At 36.1% G+C, this 26,779-nt stretch carries 24 protein-coding genes; 20 read left to right on the forward strand and 4 right to left on the reverse strand.

Going from position 1 to position 26,779, the window contains the following annotated elements:
* Positions 1-187: 187 nt before the first annotated feature.
* From IV57_RS05665 to IV57_RS05675, 3 genes are all read left to right on the forward strand, one after another.
* Entirely contained in the window at positions 188-2,824 is a 2,637-nt protein-coding gene (locus IV57_RS05665) for a BspA family leucine-rich repeat surface protein (protein ID WP_057880536.1), read from the forward strand.
* 132 nt (positions 2,825-2,956) lie between these two features.
* The gene (locus IV57_RS05670; RefSeq protein WP_057880537.1) at positions 2,957-3,637 is read left to right on the forward strand and encodes an adaptor protein MecA; all 681 of its coding nucleotides are present in this window, start codon (positions 2,957-2,959) and stop codon (positions 3,635-3,637) included.
* A 311-nt stretch (positions 3,638-3,948) separates the two neighbouring features.
* On the forward strand, positions 3,949-4,827 hold the full coding sequence (locus IV57_RS05675; RefSeq protein ID WP_057880538.1) for a competence protein CoiA: 879 nt from the start codon (positions 3,949-3,951) through the stop codon (positions 4,825-4,827).
* Positions 4,828-4,869: 42 nt separating this feature from the next.
* Here the strand turns inward: IV57_RS05675 and IV57_RS05680 are convergent, their stop codons facing one another.
* Positions 4,870-5,517, reverse strand: a complete 648-nt coding sequence (locus IV57_RS05680) for a DsbA family protein (RefSeq protein WP_057880539.1) — start codon at positions 5,515-5,517, stop codon at positions 4,870-4,872.
* A gap of 146 nt (positions 5,518-5,663) precedes the next feature.
* On the opposite strand from IV57_RS05680, the gene yjbM reads away from it, so the two are divergent.
* Genes yjbM through mgtE form a run of 4 tightly spaced genes read left to right on the forward strand, consistent with a single transcriptional unit; the run spans position 5,664 to position 9,402 of the window.
* Entirely contained in the window at positions 5,664-6,317 is a 654-nt protein-coding gene (yjbM, locus tag IV57_RS05685) for a GTP diphosphokinase (protein ID WP_057880540.1), read from the forward strand.
* A complete protein-coding gene (locus IV57_RS05690) occupies positions 6,317-7,129 on the forward strand; it encodes an NAD kinase (protein ID WP_057880541.1) in 813 nt (270 codons plus the stop codon). The genes yjbM and IV57_RS05690 overlap by 1 nt, the downstream gene beginning before the upstream one ends.
* Positions 7,116-8,042, forward strand: coding sequence for an RluA family pseudouridine synthase (locus tag IV57_RS05695; protein ID WP_057880542.1), 927 nt, complete (start codon positions 7,116-7,118; stop codon positions 8,040-8,042). Before IV57_RS05690 ends, IV57_RS05695 begins: the two co-directional genes overlap by 14 nt.
* On the forward strand, positions 8,029-9,402 hold the full coding sequence (mgtE, locus tag IV57_RS05700) for a magnesium transporter (RefSeq protein WP_057880543.1): 1,374 nt from the start codon (positions 8,029-8,031) through the stop codon (positions 9,400-9,402). Before IV57_RS05695 ends, mgtE begins: the two co-directional genes overlap by 14 nt.
* Positions 9,403-9,686: 284 nt before the next feature.
* Here the strand turns inward: mgtE and IV57_RS05705 are convergent, their stop codons facing one another.
* The 3 genes from IV57_RS05705 to IV57_RS05715 form a co-directional block, all read right to left on the reverse strand.
* Positions 9,687-10,331, reverse strand: a complete 645-nt coding sequence (locus tag IV57_RS05705; protein ID WP_057880605.1) for a copper homeostasis protein CutC — start codon at positions 10,329-10,331, stop codon at positions 9,687-9,689.
* Positions 10,332-10,403: 72 nt separating this feature from the next.
* The gene (locus IV57_RS05710; RefSeq protein WP_057880544.1) at positions 10,404-11,243 is read right to left on the reverse strand and encodes an undecaprenyl-diphosphate phosphatase; all 840 of its coding nucleotides are present in this window, start codon (positions 11,241-11,243) and stop codon (positions 10,404-10,406) included.
* Positions 11,244-11,276: 33 nt separating this feature from the next.
* Positions 11,277-12,296 carry a lactonase family protein gene (locus tag IV57_RS05715; protein WP_057880545.1) on the reverse strand — a complete coding sequence of 340 codons (1,020 nt, stop codon included), beginning with the start codon at positions 12,294-12,296 and terminating at the stop codon, positions 11,277-11,279.
* A gap of 76 nt (positions 12,297-12,372) precedes the next feature.
* Here IV57_RS05715 and IV57_RS05720 point away from each other — a divergent pair, with 76 nt between their 5' ends.
* From IV57_RS05720 to IV57_RS05780, 13 genes are all read left to right on the forward strand, one after another.
* Positions 12,373-13,584: an AI-2E family transporter gene (locus tag IV57_RS05720; protein ID WP_057880546.1), complete on the forward strand. Its 1,212-nt coding sequence runs from the start codon at positions 12,373-12,375 to the stop codon at positions 13,582-13,584.
* 188 nt (positions 13,585-13,772) lie between these two features.
* Positions 13,773-14,282 carry a tRNA (uridine(34)/cytosine(34)/5-carboxymethylaminomethyluridine(34)-2'-O)-methyltransferase TrmL gene (gene trmL / locus IV57_RS05725; protein WP_057880547.1) on the forward strand — a complete coding sequence of 170 codons (510 nt, stop codon included), beginning with the start codon at positions 13,773-13,775 and terminating at the stop codon, positions 14,280-14,282.
* An 11-nt stretch (positions 14,283-14,293) separates the two neighbouring features.
* Complete coding sequence (locus IV57_RS05730; protein ID WP_057880548.1) at positions 14,294-14,737, forward strand: DUF1149 family protein; 444 nt, start codon at positions 14,294-14,296, stop codon at positions 14,735-14,737.
* 135 nt (positions 14,738-14,872) lie between these two features.
* Positions 14,873-17,263, forward strand: a complete 2,391-nt coding sequence (locus IV57_RS05735; RefSeq protein ID WP_057880549.1) for a DNA translocase FtsK — start codon at positions 14,873-14,875, stop codon at positions 17,261-17,263.
* Positions 17,260-18,534, forward strand: a complete 1,275-nt coding sequence (yfmF, locus tag IV57_RS05740; RefSeq protein ID WP_057880550.1) for an EF-P 5-aminopentanol modification-associated protein YfmF — start codon at positions 17,260-17,262, stop codon at positions 18,532-18,534. Before IV57_RS05735 ends, yfmF begins: the two co-directional genes overlap by 4 nt.
* Position 18,535: 1 nt before the next feature.
* On the forward strand, positions 18,536-19,774 hold the full coding sequence (yfmH, locus tag IV57_RS05745; RefSeq protein ID WP_057880551.1) for an EF-P 5-aminopentanol modification-associated protein YfmH: 1,239 nt from the start codon (positions 18,536-18,538) through the stop codon (positions 19,772-19,774).
* A gap of 3 nt (positions 19,775-19,777) precedes the next feature.
* Entirely contained in the window at positions 19,778-20,500 is a 723-nt protein-coding gene (gene ymfI / locus IV57_RS05750; protein ID WP_057880552.1) for an elongation factor P 5-aminopentanone reductase, read from the forward strand.
* A gap of 65 nt (positions 20,501-20,565) precedes the next feature.
* Positions 20,566-21,414: a helix-turn-helix domain-containing protein gene (locus IV57_RS05755; RefSeq protein WP_057880553.1), complete on the forward strand. Its 849-nt coding sequence runs from the start codon at positions 20,566-20,568 to the stop codon at positions 21,412-21,414.
* A gap of 79 nt (positions 21,415-21,493) precedes the next feature.
* Positions 21,494-22,078: a CDP-diacylglycerol--glycerol-3-phosphate 3-phosphatidyltransferase gene (gene pgsA / locus IV57_RS05760; protein WP_057880554.1), complete on the forward strand. Its 585-nt coding sequence runs from the start codon at positions 21,494-21,496 to the stop codon at positions 22,076-22,078.
* Positions 22,079-22,102: 24 nt separating this feature from the next.
* Positions 22,103-22,645: a nicotinamide-nucleotide amidohydrolase family protein gene (locus tag IV57_RS05765; protein WP_057880555.1), complete on the forward strand. Its 543-nt coding sequence runs from the start codon at positions 22,103-22,105 to the stop codon at positions 22,643-22,645.
* An 88-nt stretch (positions 22,646-22,733) separates the two neighbouring features.
* The gene (gene recA, locus IV57_RS05770) at positions 22,734-23,864 is read left to right on the forward strand and encodes a recombinase RecA (RefSeq protein ID WP_057880556.1); all 1,131 of its coding nucleotides are present in this window, start codon (positions 22,734-22,736) and stop codon (positions 23,862-23,864) included.
* 128 nt (positions 23,865-23,992) lie between these two features.
* Positions 23,993-25,558 (forward strand): ribonuclease Y, encoded by a 1,566-nt coding sequence (rny, locus tag IV57_RS05775; RefSeq protein ID WP_057880557.1) that lies wholly within the window; start codon positions 23,993-23,995, stop codon positions 25,556-25,558.
* A 118-nt stretch (positions 25,559-25,676) separates the two neighbouring features.
* Positions 25,677-26,762, forward strand: coding sequence for a glycosyltransferase family 4 protein (locus IV57_RS05780; RefSeq protein ID WP_057880606.1), 1,086 nt, complete (start codon positions 25,677-25,679; stop codon positions 26,760-26,762).
* Positions 26,763-26,779 lie beyond the last annotated feature (17 nt).

Below are 26,779 nucleotides of genomic sequence, written 5' to 3' on the forward strand. Positions count from 1 at the left end.
ATTTACCAGATCACTTTCCATATGGAAGTGATCTTTTTTTGTCGTCATTTTATATTTTAAAATCGTTATAAATTATCAATAGATTATGTCAATTATAAACAAAAATATTTATAAATTATGATTCTGAATTTTGCTTATATAAATATATACTTACCCTACATAACTATACATTTTTGGGGGAATTATTATGTTGAGGATAAGTAGGAGAACTGATTTATCTAGCTTAGCTTTTCATGGTATCTTTTTGACATGTAATTTTATTTTAGGATTAAGTATAGTTTTCTCTGGTGGTAAGACCATCAGTGCAGCTGTAACTAATGATGCTCAAGAAATGTTGAATCAGAATGCATCGGTATCTATAAACAATGAGTTAGCTTCTCAAGTAAATAACATCATGCCATTAGCAGTCACAGCAGCAGAAATAACTCACAGCGGTACCAGTGGTACGGCTAATTGGGATATTGATAGTAATGGTAAATTGACTATTCATGCAGGGCAGTTGGCCTATGGAAAAGGTAGCTGGAGCCCTTATGCCAGTAATATTAAGAGTGTTTATGTGGATACTGGAGTTAGTCCAGCTCTCGATATATTGACGGCAGACGCTAATAATTCTGTTTTTTCAGAGTTGCCAAATGTGATTACGATTGATGTTACAAATTTAGATGTTTCTAAGACACATACCTTTGGTCGAATGTTCGCAGAGGATCCGAAGTTAACTAATATTATTGGACTCGATACGTGGGATACTTCAAGTACGCAGTGGATGAACAATATGTTTAACAAGGACTCCTCTTTGACAAGTATTGATCTATCTAGCTTTAATACCTCTAAGGTTACTTGGCTTATAGGAATGTTTAATGACTGTACTGCTCTTGAATCATTGGATGTTTCTAATTTTGATACAAGTAGTGTGACTGATCTCAGTAACACTTTTCAGAATGTACCTGGAAAAATTATTGGTTTAGAGAAATTTGATACAAGTAAAGTGTTAAAGATGAGTGGAACCTTTAGGGGTGTTGATTTTACTAAGACTGATGCTAATGATATTAAGGACTGGGATGTTTCGGCAGTTACTGATATGTCTTATTTGTTTCAAAAGTCTAAATTTGATTCTTTAGATCTTAGTAGTTGGAATATTGGAAACGTAGCTAATATGGCATATATGTTTGCTAACGATAGTAATGTTAATAAGGTAAAAAATCTTGCAAATTGGGATACTAAAAATGTAACCAATATGTTGGGAATGTTTCAAGCAGTTTCTGATACAGATTTATCCTTTGTGGAAAACTGGGATGTCAGTAATGTTACAAATGCAGGTTACATGTTTGACTCATGCCCTAACTTGACATCACTAGATCTATCAAAGTGGCATACGGATAGTCTTGTTAGTACAGCTTCAATGTTTAATGGCGATAAATTATTAAATGAAAATACTCTCCAAGGTTATCAAACGTTAGTTATCGACAAAAATACAAGTGTAGCAAGTATGTTTAATGGAACCAGTTTTCAAGTAATAGATTTATCAAAGTATGATACTTCTAATGTTACTGATTTTACTAGATTTCTTAGTGGGACATCAAAGCTAGAGAAAATAATTGGTAATTTTGATATGCATTCTGCTAAGAATCTTAGCTATATGTTTTTTAATTCACATATAACTGATTTTGGTGGTCTCAATATTGCCGATTGGGACATGTCCAATGCAACTAATTTACAAAATATTTTTGATGGATTAAAAATGGAGGATTTCAGTTTTATAAAGGATTGGAATGTATCCTCAGTGACTACAATGAGTGGAATGTTTGCTAATAACTCTGTAGTTAAGTATTTACCTGTTGAAAAGTGGGATGTTTCCAAAGTTAATTCTCTTTACAGTTTTGTTTATAATGATACAAATTTAGTAGATTTACCGGTGGAAAATTGGAATGTATCTAAGGTAACTAGTTTTAGTCAAATGTTTTTTGAAGCGTCAGCCATAAAATCTCTAGATCTATCAAAATGGGATACTTCAAGCGGTACTAATTTCTATGCAATGTTCAACACTATGACTAATCTTGAAATTCTGGACATTTCTAGCTTTGATACAACCAAAGCAACGAATATTAATTATATGTTGGGTGGAGGTAACCGAAATCTTTGGAAGATTACTTTGGGCCCGAAGACTGTTTTGATTGATCCCAAGGCCAAACCAACTGATATGGGAGCTAGACTGTTAAGCCCAACTCCAGGTACTCTGATCAAAGACAACTCCACAACAACTCAATATTCAGCCATCAGTGATAGATGGCAAGAAGTTAATGAAGTAAATGGCGGGACGAATCATTCTCCAGTAGGTGATTTAGTTTCAGGTGATGATATTATGAATAAATTTGCAACGACTGATAACCCAGTGACAACTTATGTTTGGCAACAGCAGACTAAACAAGATTTATCAATGGAAGTTCCGGACTTAGACTTTGGAACTGTTTCTGGAGTATCAGGTCTGGTTCATCGTAAGACTAAGGATTTTGGAGTTACCGTGAATAATAATAATTATCCAAATAATTCTTTTGATACTGATTTGACAGTGTCTATGGACAAACCTTTAACAGCTTCAGATAATCAAACAATGGATGATGTTTTAGTTTATCGTGATGAGAATAATGTCAATAGAATCCTTTCCGATTCACCCATGGTTGTTTATGATGGCAAGATCGATGGTGGTAAAAATAATATCAATTGGGATGATAGCCATGGCTTATTACTCGATATGAATAATGATAAATATGCCAAGAATGGTAATTATTCAACAACTTTAACGTGGAATCTGACGAATAGTTTGTAGAAAAAAGGGGTTATTTTTGACTAGTATAGTTAGATTTAGTATATTAGTTAATTGACTCGTATCATCAGGATATGATAGTTGAAATAGTTTTTGAGACTGTTAAACTGTAGATACAGAATTGAGGTGACTATGATGGAAATGGATCGACTTAATGATAATACAATCAGAGTCATTCTTAGTACAGAAGATTTACAAGAGCGTGGGGTTACTGTTTTGGATTTGCTCGGCAATAAGAAGCAGATTGAATCGTTCTTCTATAGTATTTTGGATGAAGTTGATAAGGATCATGTCTTTACAAATAAAGAACCTGTAACTTTCCAAATAATGCCGAACAAAGAAGGTTTGGAATTATTGATTAGCAAGAGTGATGATTCTGAGGGTACAGGTTCATTGCCATTAGATGGGCTACAAAATTCAGTCGGTAACGATGATAATAACGATGATATTGATGACAACAAAGTAGGTACTGAAGAATATGACAGTGATACAGCGCCATATTTGAATGACCCAGATACACCTACCAAGACAATTATTGTTGAATTTAAAGACTTTGAAGATTATGTCCAATTGGCTAATTTACTACACTTAGAAAGTGGCATCTCTAATCTTTGGGAATATGATAAGAAGTATTATTTACAATTGATTTTATTTACAGATGAAATGCACGAAATGACTTACAGTGATGTTGTAGCATTACTCAGCGAGTATAGCTTTAAGACCAAGGTTACAGCGGCCGTCTTATCAGAATATGGTAAGGAAATCATGACTAAGACTGCATTAGAATTAACTAGATATTATTTTGGTAAGCAATAAGTTGACTAGAACTAAAGGATGTTTTGACTAAAAACTCTTTATTTCAAATCAAAAGCCAGTATTAACTGATTATTTCAGTTAATAAATGGGATACATTTTCAAATAAATAAATCACATTATATTATTTATGAATTCTCAATTAAGAGATTCACAATAATATGGTGTGATTTTTATTTTAAATTAATAACAATCAACCAGCCAAATCGGCTTTGTTGTGGAANATAATAAAAACTTTGTTGATTCTTGCTCAAATGAAAATAATTTTAGTTATCACACTAACTTTTTCGTATTTTTAGTTAGAGGTGATGAAAATGTATGCAGCTTTGGATAAAAAGGGAACATTAACTTATGCACAGGATGCAGTGGAAAAAGAAAACTATTTTTGTAGCCACTGTTCACAACCAGTTAAATTAATTGTTAATGAAACTAGCTGTTTTTTTAGACATATTAGTCGGGAGCATAATACGGTCAATGAACGTCTGATTCATCAACAGGGTAAGGTGTTAATTGCCACTGTTTTAGAGAAATATTTATCAGCTAAAATTGAGGTTGAATATTTTTTGCCGCAAATCCAACAACGACCTGATATTTTTATTAACAGACATCTAGCAATTGAATACCAGTGTGCCAAAATTGATGTTAAAACATTATCAGATCGTGTTGCTGGCTATTGGCAGGAGAGAATTAAAAACGTTTGGATCTTAGGTGGCAATTACCTGGATATTAAAGTTAGGCGAGAGCATCTGAAGTTTATTAGTTATAGTCAGGAATTAGGTTATTATTTATTGATGTTGGATTCCCAACAACGACGCTTTATTATCTATTATCAAATTAAGTTGGTCGGTCCTTTCAGCAAAATTATTTCACAACGACAGGTTTTTAACTATCATGAATTAGGAAAAATATTTACGTTTCAGCCGCAAATAAATCCAGTCAAGTCAGTCATGATGAATAATTTTTTGATTCAAAAAATTCGCAGACAAAATGATTCCAAATCGCAACAAGTAAAAATGGATTTTTATAGTCAGCATCAGATGACGGTGGAGCAGTATTTGGCTGAGCGAATCTTCAAACCGCAACCACCGATTTATCAGCATCCTCTCTGGCAGATAGCTTGTGGACAAACTCGGACTTTACTCAAGCAACCGTTATTAAATCAACGACCACTCAAAAAACCTCCACAAAAGTGAAGGCTTTTTCTTATGTTTTGTTAGAGAGTTTTGCAAGCAAAGTTATCTTCTGAATTTATCAAGGCTGATAACAGTATTAGAATTGATGCATTCATCTGCTTGTGGAAGTTCACATTTTAATTGTGAATTGACAGCAGCATTGATACTTTCTTGAGATGTTGAAATGCCGAAATCATTAATCATAACGCCTGGTTTAGCCTCTTCGTCACAATCAAAAATAACTGCGGTTGGGGCTTTTTGAATATTCATTTCCATTGATAGTTGTTGATCACGTTTTAAACCTTGAACAACACATTGGCTTTCTTTATCGACCATAATTGCCTTATAGTCGAGCCCACTATTGTTAATCGTACGTTTGATAGTGGTATCATCAAAGGGATTGTTTAGAACGTTTACTTGTTCTTGAAGATTCATCAAAAAGTTACGAGCTTTCTTATTACCTTGGCATGAGGCGGCTTTGTATAGTTTGGCAGCTTCAACAACTTCTTGTGAGGCAGTTGTTCGCTCATTAATATCAGTGATTTTAAAACCCTTTAATTGCATGTAATCATTTATTGTTGCCATATTATAGTTCGTTACGAAATGATACTGAGTATCAATCTCATGCTTTCTAGTGAAATCGATCATTGCTTGCTCCACTTTTAAACAGTACGAACATAAGGGATTAATATATAAGAATACTTCCCACATTATGTTTCCCTCCATCTCTCTATTGCATTGTCATTCTACCAACTTTTATGGAAAAGGTAAAATTATAAACTCACGGACATAATATTCAGAATTGGATGAATCTTTCACAAATATACGATATATTAAATAAGTAAAGCGAGGTCATTATGGCAGAAATTAAATGGAATGAATTTTTGATACCATATTCACAGGCGGTTGATGAATTAAAAATTAAATTCAGAAATCTCCGCAAAGAATTTCTAGAGAAAAATGAACACTCACCAATTGAATTTGTAACAGGACGTGTTAAAACGGTTGATAGCATTCGTGAAAAAATGCGTCGTCGTTTTATCACTGAAGAGTTACTAGAACAAGATATGCAAGATATTGCCGGGATCAGAATTCAATGTCAATTCGTTGAGGATATTTACGACGTCGCTAAACTCCTACATATCAGAGAAGATATGCGGGTGATTGAGGAACGTGATTATATTGCCAACAGTAAGCCCAGTGGTTATCGCTCTTACCATGTTGTGATAGAGTATCCCATTCAAACGGCTCATGGTCAAATAAACATACTCGCCGAAATTCAAATTAGAACTTTGGCAATGAACTTTTGGTCCACAATTGAGCATTCACTAAACTATAAGTACAAGGGTGATTTCCCTGATGAAATTAACGAAAGATTGAAACGTGCTGCGGAAGCTTCATTTATGTTGGATGAGGAAATGTCCAAGATTCGAGAAGAAATCCAAGATGCTCAACAATACTTCACTGATCGAAAACGAGATTTAAATAACCCGACGGAGCGCAAAAAATAATGAAATTATGGATTAATAATAATAGTAAAGAAAAATCAGTTATTGCTGCCAATACCTTGCGGAGTAAATTGCTGGATGCTGGTCTGATTCTTGATCGTCGTGACCCAGAATTGGTTATTAGTGTTGGTGGTGATGGAACTCTCTTGAGTACTTTCCACGCCTATGCAGCCCATTTAGATAAAGTGAAATTTTTGGCCTTGCATACTGGACACTTGGGCTTTTATTCTGATTGGACCGATACTGAGATCGATGATCTGGCTAAACGAATTATTGAATGTAAAGATAATATTCCTTCCACAAGTTATCCACTGTTGGATGTTATGGTTGAAAATAAAGAAGGTTCCTTGTTCCACGGAATTGCCATCAATGAAACGGTCGTCCGTCGTCTTTCTTCATTAACTATGAAAACTCGGGTTGATTTGGATAAAGAATTTTTTGAAAGTTTTCGTGGGGATGGACTATGCTTCTCAACACCAACGGGTTCAACAGCTTATTCGAAGTCAGTCGGTGGCGCTTTGATTCATCCTAAAATCAGTGTTTTCCAAATGATTGAGATTGCTTCAATTAATAACCGAGTTTACCGGACAATTTCTTCGCCAATTATCATTCCCCACAATCAACAAGTTGATCTTTATCCACAGACCGCTGACGATTATGTCATCAGTTGTGACGGAATCACGACTAAATTGAAGAATGTCCGTAAGATCACCATTAAGCTTAATTATGAACGGGCCCAGTTTGCTCAATATCGTCACCGCCATTTCTGGACTAGAGTAGAAACAGCCTTTTTGGCACAAGATGAACAAAAGTAGTCGCTTTCTAAAGTTCACAATTGATAATGATGATAAGAAAACTATTCGTAAATTTTTAGTCCAACATAAGTTTTCCTCTAGTCAATTACATAATATAAAAAATAAAGGCGGACTAATCTTTGTTAATCATAAGCAACGGCATTTCGATTTCAAAATAAAAACTGGCGATCAGATACTGGTTGTGATGAGTGTCGATGAACCTTCTGATCTGATTGTTCCGATGAAGGGTGCGGTTGATATAATTTATGAGGATAGTTATTTATTAGTTGTGAACAAGCCCCCAGGGATTGCTAGTTTACCGGCCAAGGCAATGGACAGTAAGACGATGGCCAATGTGGTCAAGTCTTATTTGATCGACAAAAAAGAGAACAGTTCGATCCATTTAGTAACCAGACTTGATCGAAATACGTCCGGATTAATGGTCTTTGCTAAAACGTCGTATGCACATTCGTTATTAGATCAAATTTTACATACAGAAGATTTTCAAAAGTTTTATTTAGCCATGGTCTATGGACAGCTTCAACCAGCTGAAGGTATGATCGATTTACCAATTGGGATTGATCCGCAGGCCTTTTATATGCGCAATATTGATTATCAGACTGGGAAAGAATCACGAACGGTTTATAAAACTGTGGAAAAGTACGCCAATGCAAGTCTTTTGAAATTAAAGTTATTAACTGGACGGACTCATCAGATCCGGGTTCATTTAACAGCGGTTGGTCATCCCATTATAGGGGATGACATGTACAGTAAAAAAATCGATCCACGAATGAAGCGGCAAGCATTGCACTGTTACCGTTTGAATATCATTCATCCTGTTACAAAGGAATTATTGAAATTAAAGGCACCATTACCGAAAGATATGGTAATGTTAAAAAGTGTGCTAAGGGGTGAGAGGAATGGACGAGAATGAGAAGAGACTGCAAGACAAGTTTACACAATTAAAAAGTTATCTTGATAATAATGATAAGAAGCGTTTCCGGAAGACCTATTTGGATATGCACTTTTATGATCAAAGTACTTTTTATCTCACATTAAATAAAGAAGAACGAATGACTCTTTATTCAATTTTGGAACCAGATGAAATGGGTGACATGTTCGATACGATCGAAGATGAAACGCCTGAAATTCCAATGTTATTAAAGGAAATGGATTTAAAATACGCCGCTAAAATGTTGAACGACATGTACGATGATAATGCTGCCGATGTTTTGGAACATTTGGACAAGGCCGATGTTGATCGGTTCTTAGAAGAAATGCCAAAGAACGACGCTAATAATCTACGTGGTTTATTACATTATGATACGGAAACGGCCGGTGGTATTATGACGACCGACTACGTGAAGTTTCATGAAGAAGATACCGCGGCACAAGCAATCAAGGATTTGAAACAATTTGCTAAGACTGCTGAAACGATTTATTATTTGTACGTTCTAGATAATCATGATGATTTAGTAGGAATTATGTCCTTGCGTGATTTGATTTTACTAGATGATAACGACACCTTAGGCGAAAAAATGAATAGCGATATTATTACCGTTAATGTTGATGCCGAACAGGCTGAAGTTGCCCAAGTATTTAGAGATTACGAGTTCTTGGCCGTTCCAGTTGTCAATCACTCGAATAAAATGGTCGGAATCATTACTGTTGATGATGTTATTGAAGTTATTGATGATGAAGCTCAACAAGATTATTCAGGTTTGGCCGGTGTTAGTATGGACGAAACTAATAACGATGGTCCTCTAAAGGCCGCCTCCAAGCGGTTGCCATGGTTGATCACCTTGTTATTATTGAGTATGATCACGGCTACTCTGATTAATCATTATGAAGGCTTATTAGCCGAAGCCAGTATTTTAGCGGTCTTTATTTCAACGATTACCGGTACTGCTGGTAATGCCGGAACTCAAAGTTTGGCCGTAGCGGTCAGACGATTAGCGGTTGAAGAGATAGATCGCCATGATTTTTTGAAGTTATTAGGTAAAGAATTTGTGACCGGTTTTGTGACCGGATTAGTAACCGGAGTATCCGTCTTTTTCTTAGTCGGAATCTGGAAACATAATTTTGTTTTGGGAATGGTTATTGGACTAGCCATGTGTGCTGCTATAACCGTAGCTAATTTAGCCGGAAGTTTCATTCCAATGTTGATGTCCAGTTTAGGCTTTGATCCAGCCGTAGCCAGTGGACCATTCATTTCAACCTTGAGTGATTTGACCAGTGTTTTGATTTATTTTAGTATTGCTGGAATGTTCTTGCAGTACTTCGTCAAAGCGTGAGGGTGGAGAACAACGTTCAGATTCCGAGGATTTGCACGACTTTACTAATTACACGCCGTACTTTGCGTGCAATTAGTAAAGTCAGGCAAACCGGAAGAATTTGTTGTTCGGAGCCCGTTAGTGCGGCATAATTCAACAACAAGTCACTTGTGGGATAATCCCCCCGGTTTAAAAAACCTCAGTATGATTTTCGATTTAAAATATACAGATTAACAAAAAACAACAAAAAAACGTTCCGACTAATTAGATTTTTACCTAACTAGCCAGAGCGTTTTTAATTTGTCTTAATTATTAACATCATCAATAATTTTAGTACCATGTAGTTCTTTAACCCCAAGTTTTTCTGCAATAGCATCGCAGTTTTTATAATTAACACCACCACCAGGAAGAATGGTAATACGATCATTAGCGTAATCGATGTATTTTTTGATATTATCCAAAGTTTGATCGATTGGGGTAGTTAATGGTCCACCGTGAGTCAAAATCCGATCAACATCGTGGTCAACCAACCAGTCGATAGCATTTTTCTTATTGTCTTCAGCCAAAGCATCAAAGGCCATGTGGAACACAATTTGCATACCAGCAGAGGCGGCAATCAATTGTTCCATTGTATCAACATCCAAGTCACCATCAGCGGTCAAAGCGCCAAAAGCCACACCATCAACGCCCAATTTTTGAGCTTCGAATAAGTCGGCCTCCATCATTTTGATTTCTAGGTCGTTATAGACGAAATCACCACCACGGGGACGGATCATTTCAACTAGGGGAACTGATTTTTCTTGGAGATATTTTGTGGCTTCTTGCAGAACTCCGTGACTAGGAGTAGTTCCGCCAACGGCTAGATTGTCATTTAGTTCGATTCGATTAGCACCTTTCAAAACAGCGGTGGGAATCTTGGTAAAGTTTTCTAAAGCTACTTCTTTATAAATAATGATCAACCTCTCTTTGTTTGATGAATATAGTGTAACAAAAAAAGAACGTCCACAGACGTTCTTTAACGATTATGCTAGAACAGTTTTTAGACCAAAGTAAGCAACAACGATGATGGCAAGAATAATTCTGTACCAACCGAAGGCTTTGAAATCGTTACGTTTGATGTAATCAAGCAAGAACTTGATTGAAGCATAGGCAACGATAAATGAAACAAAAGTACCAATGAAAAGAATTAATAATTGACTGCCAGTAAAACTATTACCATGCATAAAGTATTTACCAATCTTCAAAAGACTAGCTCCAAACATAGTTGGAATAGCCAAGAAGAAAGAAAATTCAGTGGCAACGAATCTTGATGTACCAACGGTCATACCACCCAAGATTGTAGCTCCAGAACGTGAAGTTCCGGGAACTAAGGAAAGCACTTGGAAAAGACCTATTTGAAGAGCTGTCTTGTAAGACAAATCCTCTAAGCTATCGGTTTGTGGTCGTTTGTTTTTGAGCCAATTTTCCACGATGATGAAAAGTACACCATAGATGAATAGGGTGGCTGAAATAACTTGCCAGCTAGTCAGATGGGCGTCCATCCAATCGTTTAATGGCAAACCAATAATTACTGAAGGTAAAATAGCGACGATAACTTTGAACCAGATACTCCAAGTTTGGCTCTTCTCACGATGATTTTTCTTAGGTGAGAAAGGGTTTAACTTGTGAAAGTAAATGAGGATAACAGCTAAAATCGCTCCGAATTGAATAACTACCATGAACATATTGATAAAAGCTTTTGATTCGTTTAGTTTAATAAACTCATCAGCTAGATATAAATGTCCGGTCGAACTAATAGGTAGAAATTCTGTAAAACCTTCAATGATACCAAGAACAATGGTTTTAATAATTTCAATGAACATGATTAATAAGTATTCTCCTGATTAAATTTGAAGCTAGATAAAGTGTACACAAGTACACTCAGGAATGGAAATATTATTTCCCAATTTAGTCAAGATACCTTTGTTGACATTACGCTTAAAAATAGCCATATCATTTGAATCTTGGTTAGCAGCAATTAAATATTTATCGGAAGGGTCGATGTCAAAATCTCTTGGACCATTACCCTTAGTTGAAGCAGTATCTAATTTCTTGAGACGGTCACCGTTTGGATCAACTGTGAAGGCGGCAATTGTGTCAGCGCCACGGGTTGAAGCGTAAAGGAACTTGCCATCTTTACTAATTCTAATAGCGGCAGTAGTATTTTTTTGTTCATCCTTAGCAGCGGAAACTTCGTCAACTAAAGTCAAACCGGCAGTTTCACCATCATACTTCATGACAAGGACTTTTGATGATAATTCACAGGCCACATAAACATAAGATTTGGTTGGATTAAAGACTAAATGTCTAGGAGCATAACCAGATGGGGCGATGTAATTGTTCATTAATTTAGGTTGTTTAGGATCGTCGAGACTGTAAATGTAAATACGGTCAGCGCCGTAATCACAAATAATCAATTTACCATCAGGTGTCAAAGCACTGAAATGGGGTTTCGATTGATCTTGTTCAACCCGAGGACCGTGACCTTCAAATTTAACCTCTGAATAATGTTCGATCTTACCATCAGCAGTTAAATGGTCGATCTTAACTTTACTCAAGTGGAAGTAGGCACTGAAAATCAAATTACGACTGGCATCAAATTTAACGTATGAAGGTGAAGTTTCCTCAGAGAAATCTTCATCCAACATTTTTAGTGTATCAGTACTGATATCGTAAACAACGATTCCACCACGATCGCCTTTTTTAGCTAAAGCAATTAATTTCATATCATTAGTAACATCGATGTAAGTTGGACCATCTAATTCGACCAATGGTTTGGGTGTTGTTAATTCACCATTATCAGAATTTAATTGCGCTGAGTAAACACCCTTACCAGCATTTTTTGTGTAACCACTAAAGAGAACCCTTTCAAGCATTACTAATTCCTCCAAACAATGTATAGTATTATAATATACAGTATAATCTTTGTAGAAAATTTGTGGGGAGCAGTTTATGAAAGAAACACCGGAGAGAAAGAGAAGTTGGTTTTACAAATGGTTCTTAAATAACCAATTGACGGTGATTCTGGTCAACGTATTTTTGGTATTTTTGATCATATTTTTATTTTCAAAGATAAGTTTTGTTTTTCAACCCTTGGGTCAGATTTTGGGAATTACGATGCCGCCGGTTATTTTAGCGTTGGTATTGTATTATCTGATCAACCCTTTGATCAACGTCCTAGAAAATAAATTTCATGTTAATCGGATCATTTCTATTACTTTTGTATTTATTATTATTTTGGCACTATTGATTTGGGGTGTGATGTCCTTAATTCCATTCGTTCAGAGTCAAGTTGATTCATTGATTAAAAATTGGCCTCAGTATTGGAATTCTTTGAATAATAGTTTACAAGATATGTTTTCCGATCCGAAATTACATTTGGTGAAGAAACGTCTAGTCGAGACAAATACTAGTGTTACTAAGAGCTTTGAGAAGTCGATGGATCAGATTTTGCCACAGACAATGAACAATATTAGTTCAGCGGTCAGTGTTTTAACTAATGTGATCGTTATTCTGATGACAGCACCATTTATTCTTTTTTTCATGCTAAAGGATGATAAAAAATTTAAAGAATCCATCATTAAGTTCATGCCTGATCGGGTTAAAAAGTCTGTTGGAGATATGATCTCAGAAATCAGTCAATCATTGAGCTCATATATTACTGGTCAATTAACAGTTGCCTTCTGGGTAGCGGTAATGTTCTTTGTTGGTTATTTAATTATCGGACAACGTTATGCGTTAATCTTAGGTATTGTGGCAGGAGTCTTGAATCTAATTCCTTACATTGGTTCGACTCTAGCTTTGATTCCATCATTGGTAATTGCAGCCTTTATTGCACCGTCGATGGTTTTGAAAGTTCTTTTGGTCTTTGTAATTGAGCAAACAGTTGAAACACGTGTAATCTCGCCAATTATTGTAGGTAACAAGATGCAGATGCATCCAGTAACAACGATTCTGGTTTTATTAATTTCTGCCGGAATGTACGGTTTGGTAGGGATGATTGCTGGTATTCCAATCTTTGCCATCTTGAAGATCATCTGTGCGAGATTCTTTAATTGGTTCAAGCGTAATTCGACTTGGTACAGTGAAGAGGAATTGATTGAAGATCGAGAAGAACCAGCTGAACCTGAGGACACAGATAGTTCTAAGAAAGTTCATAAATAATTCAAAAACATGTTGTCTATACCGGACATATCGTATATAATATCTAGTGAGTTTTGCGTGTTATTTGTTTTTCTCAGAAGTGATTTTGACAAAAGCATGTAAACAAGAGGCTATACTAGCGCATGTCCTTGCCGTGGTTTTCACCGAGGAGATGCGCTTTTTTTGTAAAAAGGAGAATAAACTAAATAATGACTAATCATATTGCACTTTATGAACCATTAATGCCAGCTAATACTGGTAATATTGCCAGAACTTGTGCTGGTACTAATACCAAACTACATCTTATTCGTCCGTTGGGTTTTAGTACTGATGATGCCCATATGAAACGTGCTGGTTTGGATTATTGGGAGAAAGTTGATATTACTTATCATGATAGTTTAGATGATTTTATCGAATCTGTTCCCGATAAGAAATACTTATACTTGATTACCAAATTTTCTGATAAAATTTATAGTGACCAAGATTTAAGTGACACTTCAGTTGATCATTATTTCTTATTTGGTAAAGAAACAACTGGTTTGCCAGAGGATTTCATGCGCAATAATCCCGAAAAGTGTTTGCGTATTCCAATGAGTGATAATATTCGCGCTTTGAATTTATCTAACAGTGCTGCTTTAGTAATCTATGAAGCTGTTCGTCAACAACATTTTGCAGGACTAGAATTAAGTCATCACTATGATCACGATAAATTAGACTAAGGAGATAGATTATGAAAATCAATAAAGGTGTAGTTACAGTTCAATCATTTCATTACGATATCGAGGCACCAACTGCTGATGTGAAAACTAATTTGAATATCAACATTGAAAAACCTGATCTTAAAGGTGAGGATGGCCAACCAATCAATGAGGATGAAGGAAAGATTTTACAAGTAGTTGTTCCTTTTGAAATTCATACTGAAAATGCTCCCTTTAAAGTTTCTGGTTTGATTGGACAAGTTGTTCAACCAGTTGGCTTCCAAGGTGAGATTCAAGACCTTGATGCTAAACAAGTTCAACAATTGTCCCGTCCAGTGGTTGAATATATTGAAACCTTAACGTATCAAGTAACTAGTGTTACTTTGAATCACGGTGTATCATTGAACTTTAACAATGATCCTGAAATTAAACCTAATGATGCTATGAAAGATTTAAAGAACAAAGAAAAGAAGTAAAGAATTCTTTTAAGAATGCCATCTTCCACAAAATATAGAAAAAACCTAAATAAACAGTCCAGTGGGGCTGTTTTTTTTAGGTCTTAAAAAAGGTATACTTTTAGATGATTGATTTTAAATTAATGTGAGGTACTTATGATAAAAAAAAGGGCCAGTTCAAAGCCTAGAAAGAGAAAAAACACGGTCAATAATTCACGACTGATTAGATCAGTAGTCAGTCTGTTATGGATCATTTTATCGATTTTGGGACTTTTCAAGTTTGGTATCGTCGGTAAAACGTTTGATAATATCTATCGAATTTTCGTCGGTGACAGTTATCCAGTATTATTGATTATTAGTATTTTTGTTGGGGCAGTCATTATTGCCACGGGTCGAATTCCCGTTATGACGCCTAAAAGAAATTTTGGATTACTTTTCGTATATTTAGGAACATTAATTATTTTACATAGTATCTTTTTCTCCAGTATGTCGCTGTACCACAATTACAACTTAGTGACGTGGAATACTTTAGCAGCCGATATGACCCAGGTTTCAGTTGAAGGTTCTGTCGGTGGGGGAATGATTGGATCGTATCTGTACAGTTTCTTCATGCCGATGTTTTCGAGTTTGGGAACATATTTTGTTACAGCTTTAATAATTTTTATCGGGATTTTAATGTTATTTAACGTAACCATGAAACAAGTGTCGATCGTAACGACTGATGTCTTGGTTTATTTCAAACATGGAGCAATTAAATTCAAAGATGTCATATCGGGGCACTATAACAATTATGTTGATCAAAGGGCATCTGATAAGAGCAAGCCGGATAAAAAGGTTCGCAAAACACCTGAACCGGTGGTCGAACGAGACAATGATAAGTTCAAAGATGTGAATAGTTTTGCACATAAACAAACGGAGCCAGCTGAAAAAGAGGATTCGGATTTCCATATAGATATGCCTACTCCGGCTACGACTTCAGAACCACAGACTGGTCAAGCTGAAATTGTATCAAAACCTTATGGAATCGATGGTACTAAAGATAAGAATCTACCAGATCCAGTCAGTTTTAAAACTGGTGAAGTAACTGATGATAGTGATTATCAACTACCAAGTTCAGATCTTTTGAAACAAGTGCCACAAACTGATCAGACAGCTGAAGTAAAGCTGATTGATGAGAATAAAGATAAACTCCGTCAAACTTTCAAAAGTTTTGGTGTTGACGTTGATGTCAAGAAGGCTAGTTTAGGACCAACGATTACCAAATATGAGGTTCAACCAGCTGTTGGGGTCAAGGTAAGTAAAATCGTCAATTTAGCTGATGATTTGGCTTTAGCCTTGGCAGCCAAGGATATTCGTATTGAAGCTCCAATTCCTGGTAAAGCTTTTGTCGGGATCGAAGTTCCTAATAAGACCATTTCTAGTGTTTCTTTTAGGGAAATCACTGAAAATCAAAAAGATAAGACACATCCACTGATCGTACCTTTGGGGAAAGATGTTTCCGGAAATATTATTGAAGCTGACATTACCAAGATGCCCCATTTACTAATTGCTGGTTCAACTGGTAGTGGTAAATCAGTTGCTATCAATACGATTATTACTGGTATTCTGATGAAATCGAAACCTAGTGAAGTAAAATTGATTTTGATCGATCCGAAAATGGTTGAACTGAATGTTTATAACGGTGTGCCACAATTATTGATTCCTGTAGTTACTGATGCCAGGCGCGCTGCTGGAGCATTGCAAAAAGCAGTTAAAGAAATGGAGCGCCGTTATAAATTATTTGCCGAAACTAGTCATCGTAATATTGGTGAATACAATGACGATGTTGATAAATTTAATGAGACTGCTGAAGATGATAAAAAGATGGAACGTTTACCTTATATCGTCGTTATAGTTGATGAGTTATCCGATTTGATGATGGTTGCTGGTCATGAAGTTGAAGCAGCAATTGTTCGATTGGCACAGATGGCTCGTGCAGCGGGATTGCATATTATTATTGCTACTCAACGTCCCTCAGTAGATGTTATTACTGGTTTGATCAAAGCCAACATTCCATCACGGATTGCTTTTGCGGTTTCTAGTGGGATTGATTCGAGAACTATTTTGGACTCTGTCGGAGCTGAAAAATTGCTTGGCCGAGGAGATATGTTATTCCAACCAATTGGTAAGAGTAAACCGGTCAGATTGCAAGGAGCTTATATTTCTGAATCAGAAGTTGAGAATGTTGTTAAATTCGTAAGTAATCAACAAGAGGCGGATTATGACGAGGATATGATTCCAACCGATGTGGATGATGGCAGTTCCAGTGATGATAAACCTGATGATGAATATTGGGATGATGCGGTGGAGATGATTGTTGAAAAGCAGTCAGCCAGTGTATCGATGCTTCAAAGAAGATTCAGTATTGGTTATAATCGTGCTGCCAGAATGGTTGACGAAATGGAAAATAAGGGTATCGTTGGGGCCTCAGAAGGTAGTAAACCGCGTAAAGTCCTAATTACGCCCGAACAACTCGAAACAATTAGAAAAAATCAGGTGAAAAATTGAGAAAAACACTAGCAAAGAATATTTTCTTAAATATTAATCCAATTAAAAAATTTCGAACAATTAAAATTCAAATGGATTTTTTGCGACCATTAGATAAAGAAGAAACCACTAGTCGTCGACTTTTGGCAAATGTAATGTCTAATTCGACTGAAGATTATCCTAGCTTTCAAGCGATAAATGATCGTGAAATGGAGCTATATGGATCAGAGATAAATGTTTTTACGCGTAATTTGTTGAATTTTAATGATTTAGCTTTCAGTGTAGAATTTGCTGACCCTAGTTTCTTGATCGATGGACAGACTCAAGTTAAAGATAATTTGGATCTGTTGGGTGAAATTATTTTTAAACCTAATTTGGCTGATAATAAATTTGACGTCACAGCTTTTGATACGGAAAAAAGAAACTTAATGTCTAACTTGGTTTCAATTCAGGATAATCAAGATTTAGTTAGTTCCCTAGGTCTGGCTAAATTGATTTATCAAAATAATCCTAATCGTCAGGTACCAATCTTTGGTAGTATCGAACAATTAAATAATTTAACGAATGAAAAATTATTAGCAGCATATCGTGACGTCATCAAAAATGATACCGTTGTGATCAATGTGGTTGGGAATGTTGATGAAACGGAATTTCTCAAACAATTGACTGACAGTGACTTTTATCAACAAATGAATAATAACCGGAATGATTTGCAGATAGAATTCGAAAAATTTGATGAATTGGTTAAAAAACCAGCTACTAAAATTGAACACAAACACTTAAATCAAAGCCGAATTTCTTTAGCATATGCGACTGAAAATCTGGCAAAAGATTATAGTCGTTTAGCACCCCAGATCATGAATCTTATTCTAGGTGGCGATGATCAATCGCAACTCTTTCAACAAGTTCGAGAAAAAAATAGTTTAGCTTACTCGGTTTCGAGTACTTATCAACCAATTAGTCATTTGGTAACGATCCAAGCTGGTCTGGATTCTGATTCGATCGATAAGGCTATGGCTCTGATCAATCAACAGATTGAATTTATTAAACAAGGTAAATTTACTGATGCTCAAGTGCAACATGCCCAAAAGGTAATGGTGACACGTCGAAAAATCTCAACTGATTCGATCCAATATTACATAATGCGTAGTATCTGGGAAACAGTTTATCCCAAGACTTTAATGACTGAGCAACAATTCCAAAGTGAATTAGAAAGTCTTGATAAGAAACACATTGCAAGTGTTGCAGAAAATATGCATACCATTGCTCAATATCAGTTGATTGGAGATTAGGATGACGGAAAAATTAGAGAAACAAACTAAGAAGTTAGATAATGGTTTGCAGATCAGCGTAGTGCCGATGGCTGGTTTTAACCAAGTCTATGGATTAGCAATGACTAACTTTGGTTCAGTCGATACAGGAACAGAGAACGGGGTTTTACCATCTGGTGTAGCTCATTTCCTTGAACATAAACTGTTTGCCAAACCAGGGTACGATGTTTCAGAGAAATTCGCTGAATATGGTGCCAACTCTAATGCTTATACGAGTTATACCAAGACAGCTTATTTGTTCCAAACTTTGGAAAATCCTTATGATAATTTGAGAGTTCTTTTGGATTTAGTTCAGAATCCTTATTTTACTGAGAAAAATGTGGCATCTGAACGTGGTATTATTGACCAAGAGATTCAAATGTACTTAGATATGCCAGAATGGGTCTTAGAGCAAAGAATTTTAGGACAGCTGTATCCGAATGACCCAATTGCTGAAGACATTGCAGGGTCCAGCAAATCGCTTCAGGAGATAAATCAAGTCAATCTATTGGAAACTTATCAACAGAATTATCGTCCAGATAATATGAACTTAGTTTTGGTTGGAGATGTTGATTTTGAAAAGGTTGAAAATATTGTAGAAAATTCTAATTTCCACACCTTGGAAACTCCCTTGAAAAAAACTTTCAATAAATTTGCACCGATTGGTGCTGGTGGTCAAGAAACAATGGACATCAGTCAAGCTCGTTCATCATATGGAATCAGAATTGACACTGAAATGACCGGCTATGATTTGGTTAGAAAACAATTTGAGTTGAACATGATCATGGAAACTTTAATCGGTGAATCTTCTGGCAATTATCAAGAAATGAGTAAATTAAATCTAATTGATGATAGTTTTTCTTATAATGTGGTTGCAGAAAACAACTATTGTTTTATCATTATTAGTGGGTCAACTAATAATCCAGAACAATTTCAAGAATATTTAAGAAAACATCTTTCTTATGAAGCATTGAAGGAAGTTTTGACTGATGCAAAATTTGAGCGCATTCAACGGGATGCCATTGGAGCATACTTATTTGCTCAAAATTCCCCTGAAGCAATTGCTAATCAAATGGCTGAGTTATATTTCTACGATGTTGATTATTTACAATTGGTTCAAATGATCGATTCAATTGACAAAGATGACGTGTTAAATATCGCTGAGAAATTCTTGAAAGATAATAATTGTACCTACTACAATCTTTTACCAAGTGGGAAGTAAGTTATGTATGCATTAGTTATGGGCAGTTCTGGAGATATTGGAACCAGTAGTGCCAAAAAGTTAGCCGAAAAAGGTTGGTCACTTTATCTACATTACAATCGCAATCGTGATCGGATCGAGAAGTTACGCACCGAGCTTGTGGAAAAGTATCCTAAGCAAGATTTTATTCCCATTAAGTTTGATATGGAGAACGATGCTGTAACGGACTTAACGCAACAGATTTATTCATTGGATGCGGTTGTTTTTGCTCAAGGAAATACATATTACAAATTATTAGTGGATATTTCAGAAGAAGAAATCGATTCATTATGGAAGATTCACGTGAAACTACCAATCCTAATCTTGAAACAATTACAAGATAAGTTGGCAGGGACACATCATGGACGAGTGGTCTTTATTGGATCGATTTACGGAAAAATTGGTTCGGCCATGGAAGTGGTCTACAGTACTGTTAAGGGTGCAATGTCATCGTTTGCTGATGCTTATGCAAAAGAAGTTGCATCCTTGGGGATGTCAGTCAACGTCGTGGCACCAGGAGCTGTAAACACTAAAATGAATACCCAAGAATTCTCTAGTGAGGATCTTGAAAGTGTTAAGGATGAAATACCGGCCGATAGGTTGGCAAATCCAGATGAAATAGCTGATTTAGTCAGTTATATTGTTAATATGGAATCAAATTATTTAACTGGACAAACGATATATTTTGCCGGCGGCTGGTTGCTTTGAGGTCGTTAGTAGTTGGATAATAATTTATGTTATACTTAGAAAAATTAGTTAATCGGTGGTAAATAATGGACGAAATTGGCCAAAAGTTAAGAAATGCTCGTATCAAAAAGGGTTATACAATTGATGATTTACAACAAATCACCAAGATTCAAAAAAGATATTTAATCGCTATCGAAGAAGGTCAATTTGATCACCTTCCTGGTGACTTTTATGTCAGAGCTTTCATCAAACAATATTCCGATGCAGTTGGAATTTCGAGTGATGACTTGTTGGAAGAATATAAGGCAGAGATTCCTAATTCTCAACCAACTCAAGAAAAATCAGCTCCTGAAGAAACAAAAACTCGTACTATTAAAGAAGAGTCAAATTCATTTTTCTCTAATTTAGGTAACTTCATTCCTCAAATCGTTGTTGGTATCGTGGTACTAGTTATTATCGGAGTAATTGCATTTGGTATGATTCATCGGAATCAAAACGCCTCAGACGTTACGATTCCTAAGGATAATACAGCACAAACTACTAAGACAAAAAAGACGGCTAAGAAATCAGCTAAGAGTACAACTCCTAAAAAAGCTGCTACTAAAGTTACTGGTGCCACAGTTAAGGAATCAGCTACGGCTGGTACTTACACTATTACAAATGCTCCAGCAGATGGCTTAAAGGTTGTTGTTGAAGGTAGTGGTGGTCAAGCTTGGATTCAATTCGGCGAAGGGAGTGCCACAACTTGGCAACAAGCTTTAGCTGCTGATGAAAAGAAATCAACAACTGTGGCTAGTGATACAACAACATTTACTGTACAAACAGGTAATGTTAATAACACTAAGGTCACAATTGATGGTAAAGCAGTAGATTTATCTAAGTCTCAAAGCGGCAGTACGATCGTTAAGACTTTGACATTTAACATTGAAAAATAAAATAATGGTGTCTAATCTTTTAAGGGTAGACACCATTATTTTATTGAAAATTAATGATTCAAATTTGGAGGATATTTAAATGGTTTGGAATGTACCTAACAAGTTAACCATGCTTCGTATTATTTTGATTCCGGTCTTTATTATTTTATTGGCATTCAATTGGACTGATTTGGGAGATATTTATGTTGCTAATGATTTGATACCAATGAATCATGTATTGGCTACAATTGTTTTCATTATTGCATCGTTAACAGATTTACTTGATGGAAAAATTGCCCGTAAGTACCATTTAGTTTCCAATTTCGGTAAATTTGCTGATACCTTAGCTGATAAGATGTTAGTTATGACTGCTTTTATTTTTTTAGTAAGCTTCAAAATGGCTCCAGCTTGGGTAGTAGCAATTATTGTTTGTCGTGAACTAGCTGTTACTGGTTTGAGAACAATCGTCCTTGAAGTAGGTGGGACTGTTATGGCAGCTCAAATGCCTGGCAAGATTAAAACTACAACACAAATGTTAGCAATTATTTTCTTATTGATGCATGACATTTTCTTCTCTGCTATTGGTTTTCCTATCGGAGAAATTTTCTTATATATCTGCTTAATTTTCACTATTTACTCTGGAGCTGATTACTTTATCCAAAGTAGAGATGTTTTTAAATCATAATTACGTATTTTGAAAGAGAGAGCAATGAATAATAGAGTAGCTGAAATTTTTAAAATGGTTGAACAAGCTGATTTTGAAAAAGGATTGCCTGCTGAATTTGTTGATTATCCCCAACAGACAGTGGATTTGTTAAAAGAAAAGCATCTGAAAATTACGGCGGCTGAGAGTTTGACTGCGGGAATGTTTCAAGCAACTATTGCTTCTATTCCTGGGGCCTCTAATATTTTCGCTGGTGGTTTTGTGACTTACGCTGATGCAGTTAAAGTTCAGTTATTGGGTATGGATCCACAATTGATCGAACAATATACTGTTGTCAGTGCGCCAGTAGCTCAAGCAATGGCCCAATTGTCTGCTCACAAATTGATGGCTGATATTGGAGTTGGATTTACTGGTGTTGCTGGTCCAGATCCATTGGAGGGGAATCCAGTAGGAACCGTCTTTATTGGGGCTTCCAATAATAAAAATAACGAAGAGATCGTCAAAGAATTTCATTTTTCAGGTTCCAGACAAGCAATCCGCGTAAAATCAGTACTTTGTGGATTTGCTCTCGTTCAAGAAATAATATAACGGACAAACATTTGTTCGCTTTTTTCTTGCTTTTTTGGTATATTACTAATAATATATCTAGTGATGAATGCATTAGGAGGACAGCAATTTGGCTAAAGATGAACGACAAAAGGCTTTGGATGTAGCCTTAAAAAAGATTGAAAAAGATTTTGGTAAAGGTGCCATTATGAGAATGGGTGACGATGTTAATACTCAGATCTCAACAATTTCTACCGGTTCATTAGCCCTTGATAATGCTTTGGGTGTCGGTGGTTTTCCACGTGGTAGAATCGTTGAGATTTATGGACCTGAAAGTTCTGGTAAAACTACAGTAGCTTTACATGCTGTTGCTGAAGTACAAAAGCAAGGTGGAACTGCTGCCTATATTGATGCAGAAAATGCGATGGATCCTGCATATGCAACTGCTTTGGGTGTAAATATCGATGACTTATTGTTATCACAACCTGATACTGGTGAACAGGGTCTAGAAATTGCTGATGCTTTGGTATCTAGTGGTGCAGTTGATATCGTTGTTGTTGATTCCGTTGCAGCTTTGGTTCCACGTGCAGAAATTGAAGGGGACATGGGTGATGCTCACGTTGGTCTACAAGCTAGATTGATGTCACAAGCTTTGCGTAAGCTTTCTGGCTCAATTAATAAGACCAAGACTATCGCTTTGTTCATTAACCAAATTCGTGAAAAAGTTGGTATCATGTTTGGTAATCCAGAAACTACTCCTGGTGGTCGTGCTTTGAAGTTTTATGCCACGATTAGACTTGAAGTTCGTCGTGCTGAACAGATCAAAGATGGTACAGATGTAATTGGTAACCGTACTAAGATTAAAGTTGTTAAGAACAAGGTTGCACCACCATTTAAAGTTGCCCTTGTTGACATTATGTATGGTCATGGTATTTCTCAAACTGGTGAATTGGTAGATATGGCTGTCGATAAAGATATTATCGATAAAAGTGGTTCATGGTATTCATACGGTGATGAAAGAATTGGTCAAGGTCGAGAAAATGCTAAGACTTACTTGGCAGAGAATCCTGAAAAAATGGACGAGATCAAAACTAAAGTTCGTGATGCATATGGTATGGATGGCAAACCAGAAGAACCAGAAGATCCAGCTGAAGTTAATAATGAGAAGCCAGATAAGACTGAAAAATCAGACAAAAAAGACAAACCAGATGATGGAAGTATTGATTTAATTCCCGATTCAGATAAAAAAGAGACTAAATAGGTCTCTTTTTTTCTTTTTATTTGGTTGACAGGTCGTATTTATCCTATAATATTAAGTTGTATGTAAATATTCTGTAACATATGTGTTTTACAAACAAACTTTTTAATAGAAAACATGGAGGTGATGGCATGTATCCTGCTATCATAACCTTCTCTTTCGCTCTAGTAACATTAATCGTAGGTATCCTCTTCGGATATGCTCTCTGTAAGGACTCTTACGAGAAAAAACTTTCACAAGCAAAACAAACTGCTGACGATATCGTTGCGGACGCAAAAAAGGCTTCTAAATCCTTGAAAAAGGAAACTTTACTTGAAGCTAAGGATGAGATTCATCATTATCGTGAGAAACAAGAAGATGAATTGAAAGAACGTCGTAAGGATATTCAGAAACAAGAGAATAGAGTTCTCGAACGACAAGACATTTTGGATAAAAAGGACCAATCGCTTGAAAAGCGTGAGGAAAATATCGAAAATAACGAGAATAATATTTCAGCACGACAACATAAACTTGATGAAAAAGACAAACAATTGACTGATACTCTTAGTGAACAGCAAGCGGAGCTGGTAAGAGTAAGTAACTTAACTCGTGAACAAGGAAGAAAGATCATTTTGGATAAGCTTAATGGGGAATTAACCCATGAACGTGCCAAGATGATTCAGGATAGTGACGAACAAGCTAAGCAAAACGCCGAAAAAGACGCTAAAGCTTTGATTGTAGCCGCTCTTCAAAGAAGTGCAGCTGATACTGTTTCAGAATCAACTGTTACTACTGTTACCTTGCCTAATGAAGACATGAAAGGTAGGATCATTGGTCGTGAGGGTAGAAATATCCGGACCATTGAGGCACTTACTGGTGTTGATTTAATTATTGATGACACTCCAGAAGCTGTTTCTTTGAGTGCTTATGATCCTGTGAGAAGAGAAATCGCTCGCATGGCTTTAGAGAAATTGATCGAAGATGGTCGTATTCATCCTGCACGTATTGAGGAAATGGTTGATAAAGCCAGAAAAGAAATGGACGATCATATTCGTGAAGTTGGTGAACAAACTATTTATGGTTTGGGAATCAGTTCAATCAATCCTGATCTGATTAAGATCATTGGACGTATGGAATATCGTACGAGTTACGGTCAAAATGTTTTGAATCACTCTATCGAAGTAGCTAAACTAGCCGCTGTAATGGCTGCTGAAATGGGTGAAGATGTTATGTTAGCAAAACGAGCAGGTTTATTGCACGATATCGGTAAAGCTATCGATCGTGAAGTTGACGGATCCCACGTAGAAATAGGTGTGGATATCGCAACTAAGTATAAAGAACCAGAAGTAGTTATTAATACAATTGCTTCGCATCATGGGGATGTAGAACCAACATCATTTATCGCAACAATTGTTGCAACAGCTGATGCAATTTCAGCATCACGTCCTGGTGCTAGATCAGAATCAATGGAAAACTATATTCATCGTCTTGAAAAGTTGGAGGAAATTGCCGACAAACATGAGGGCGTTGATCATAGTTATGCCATTCAAGCTGGTCATGAAATTCGTGTCATGGTTAAACCTGAGGAGATCTCTGATGACCAAGCTGCAATTCTAGCTCGTGATATGAAGAGCGAAATTGAAGAAAATCTTGAATATCCAGGCCATATTAAGGTCACGGTTGTTCGTGAAATCAGAAAAGTTGAATTAGCGAAATAATTATTGAGGGGTGTATCGATTGGTACACTTCTTTTTTTTAATTTCTTTTTGGAATGGGCACGTGGTATTGTATAATTGTTTTATTAATGGAAAGTGAGTTTTTCTAAAAATGTCGGGTATGTTTAGTGTAGTAGTAAAATTATTTGTAACGATGATAATATCGGCTGCGATAACTCCTTTCGTAGTGAAATTAGCTTATATTTTAGGGGCCGTAGATAAACCAAATGCTCGTCGGGTCAATATCAAACCAATGCCTACGATGGGTGGATTAGCAATTTTTATTGCGTTTAATTTCTCAACGTTTGTGTTATTGCGGGAGCAATTTCCAACCCATGAGTTGTTCAGTGTCTTTCTAGCTGAATGTATCATTATCCTAACTGGAATTATTGATGATATTCGTGAGTTGTCACCCAAAGCAAAATTGTCGGGGATTTTAGCAGCAGCGTTAGTCATTTATTTCTTAGCCGGAATCAGAATGAATGAAGTGACTTTGCCATTCTTTGGGTCATTCCAATTAGGCTGGTGGAGTTTGCCAATTACCATTATCTGGATCATTGCCATTACTAATGCAGTCAACTTGATTGATGGGTTAGATGGATTAGCGACTGGGGTTTCAATCATCGCGTTGTTCACCATGGGTATTATGGCGTACTTCTTCTTGAATATGACCAATGTATATGTGGCGATTTGGATTTTTGCGATGGTAGCAGCCTTGATCGGTTTCTTACCACATAACTTTCATCCAGCTAGTATTTTCTTAGGGGATACTGGTTCACTGTTCATTGGATTTATGATGGCAGTCTTTTCACTTAAAGGGTTGAAGAATGTAACTTTTGTGACTTTGTTAATGCCAGTGGTAATTATGGGTGTGCCAATTACCGATACGGTTTATGCTATTTTAAGAAGATTATTGAATAAAAAACCAATTATGCAAGCTGATAAACATCATTTGCACCATAGATTGATGCAATTAGGCTTGTCACATCGACAAACAGTTTTAGTTATTTATGGTTTGTCATTAGTTTTTGCTTTTATCTCCCTGCTTTACCCATTATCAACTTTGTGGGGTAGCGTCTTGTTAACCGTTGGAGTTTTGATTGGTTTGGAGTTATTCATCGAATCGATCGGATTACTTGGTGATAACCGTCAGCCATTACTAAAAGCAATTCAAAGATTTGTTAAACGATTAGAAAAGAAAGATTAGCAAGCGCGTTATAGCGC

Source organism: Companilactobacillus kimchiensis (genome assembly GCF_001438805.1).
Taxonomy (GTDB): Bacteria; Bacillota; Bacilli; order Lactobacillales; family Lactobacillaceae; genus Companilactobacillus; species Companilactobacillus kimchiensis.

What these genes read in the sequence shown, in the direction of transcription:
- IV57_RS05695 (WP_057880542.1), top strand. Translation starts at nt 7,116, where the DNA reads ATGAACAAAAGTAGTCGCTTTCTAAAGTTCACAATTGATAATGATGAT.
- IV57_RS05715 (WP_057880545.1), bottom strand. Translation starts at nt 12,296, where the DNA reads ATGCTTGAAAGGGTTCTCTTTAGTGGTTACACAAAAAATGCTGGTAAG.
- rny (WP_057880557.1), top strand. Translation starts at nt 23,993, where the DNA reads ATGTATCCTGCTATCATAACCTTCTCTTTCGCTCTAGTAACATTAATC.
- IV57_RS05780 (WP_057880606.1), top strand. Translation starts at nt 25,677, where the DNA reads ATGTTTAGTGTAGTAGTAAAATTATTTGTAACGATGATAATATCGGCT.
- pgsA (WP_057880554.1), top strand. Translation starts at nt 21,494, where the DNA reads ATGGTTTGGAATGTACCTAACAAGTTAACCATGCTTCGTATTATTTTG.
- IV57_RS05720 (WP_057880546.1), top strand. Translation starts at nt 12,373, where the DNA reads ATGAAAGAAACACCGGAGAGAAAGAGAAGTTGGTTTTACAAATGGTTC.
- IV57_RS05690 (WP_057880541.1), top strand. Translation starts at nt 6,317, where the DNA reads ATGAAATTATGGATTAATAATAATAGTAAAGAAAAATCAGTTATTGCT.
- IV57_RS05675 (WP_057880538.1), top strand. Translation starts at nt 3,949, where the DNA reads ATGTATGCAGCTTTGGATAAAAAGGGAACATTAACTTATGCACAGGAT.
- IV57_RS05755 (WP_057880553.1), top strand. Translation starts at nt 20,566, where the DNA reads ATGGACGAAATTGGCCAAAAGTTAAGAAATGCTCGTATCAAAAAGGGT.
- yfmH (WP_057880551.1), top strand. Translation starts at nt 18,536, where the DNA reads ATGACGGAAAAATTAGAGAAACAAACTAAGAAGTTAGATAATGGTTTG.
- ymfI (WP_057880552.1), top strand. Translation starts at nt 19,778, where the DNA reads ATGTATGCATTAGTTATGGGCAGTTCTGGAGATATTGGAACCAGTAGT.
- mgtE (WP_057880543.1), top strand. Translation starts at nt 8,029, where the DNA reads ATGGACGAGAATGAGAAGAGACTGCAAGACAAGTTTACACAATTAAAA.
- IV57_RS05665 (WP_057880536.1), top strand. Translation starts at nt 188, where the DNA reads ATGTTGAGGATAAGTAGGAGAACTGATTTATCTAGCTTAGCTTTTCAT.
- IV57_RS05680 (WP_057880539.1), bottom strand. Translation starts at nt 5,517, where the DNA reads ATGTGGGAAGTATTCTTATATATTAATCCCTTATGTTCGTACTGTTTA.
- IV57_RS05670 (WP_057880537.1), top strand. Translation starts at nt 2,957, where the DNA reads ATGGAAATGGATCGACTTAATGATAATACAATCAGAGTCATTCTTAGT.
- IV57_RS05765 (WP_057880555.1), top strand. Translation starts at nt 22,103, where the DNA reads ATGAATAATAGAGTAGCTGAAATTTTTAAAATGGTTGAACAAGCTGAT.
- IV57_RS05730 (WP_057880548.1), top strand. Translation starts at nt 14,294, where the DNA reads ATGAAAATCAATAAAGGTGTAGTTACAGTTCAATCATTTCATTACGAT.
- IV57_RS05710 (WP_057880544.1), bottom strand. Translation starts at nt 11,243, where the DNA reads ATGTTCATTGAAATTATTAAAACCATTGTTCTTGGTATCATTGAAGGT.
- trmL (WP_057880547.1), top strand. Translation starts at nt 13,773, where the DNA reads ATGACTAATCATATTGCACTTTATGAACCATTAATGCCAGCTAATACT.
- yjbM (WP_057880540.1), top strand. Translation starts at nt 5,664, where the DNA reads ATGGCAGAAATTAAATGGAATGAATTTTTGATACCATATTCACAGGCG.
- IV57_RS05735 (WP_057880549.1), top strand. Translation starts at nt 14,873, where the DNA reads ATGATAAAAAAAAGGGCCAGTTCAAAGCCTAGAAAGAGAAAAAACACG.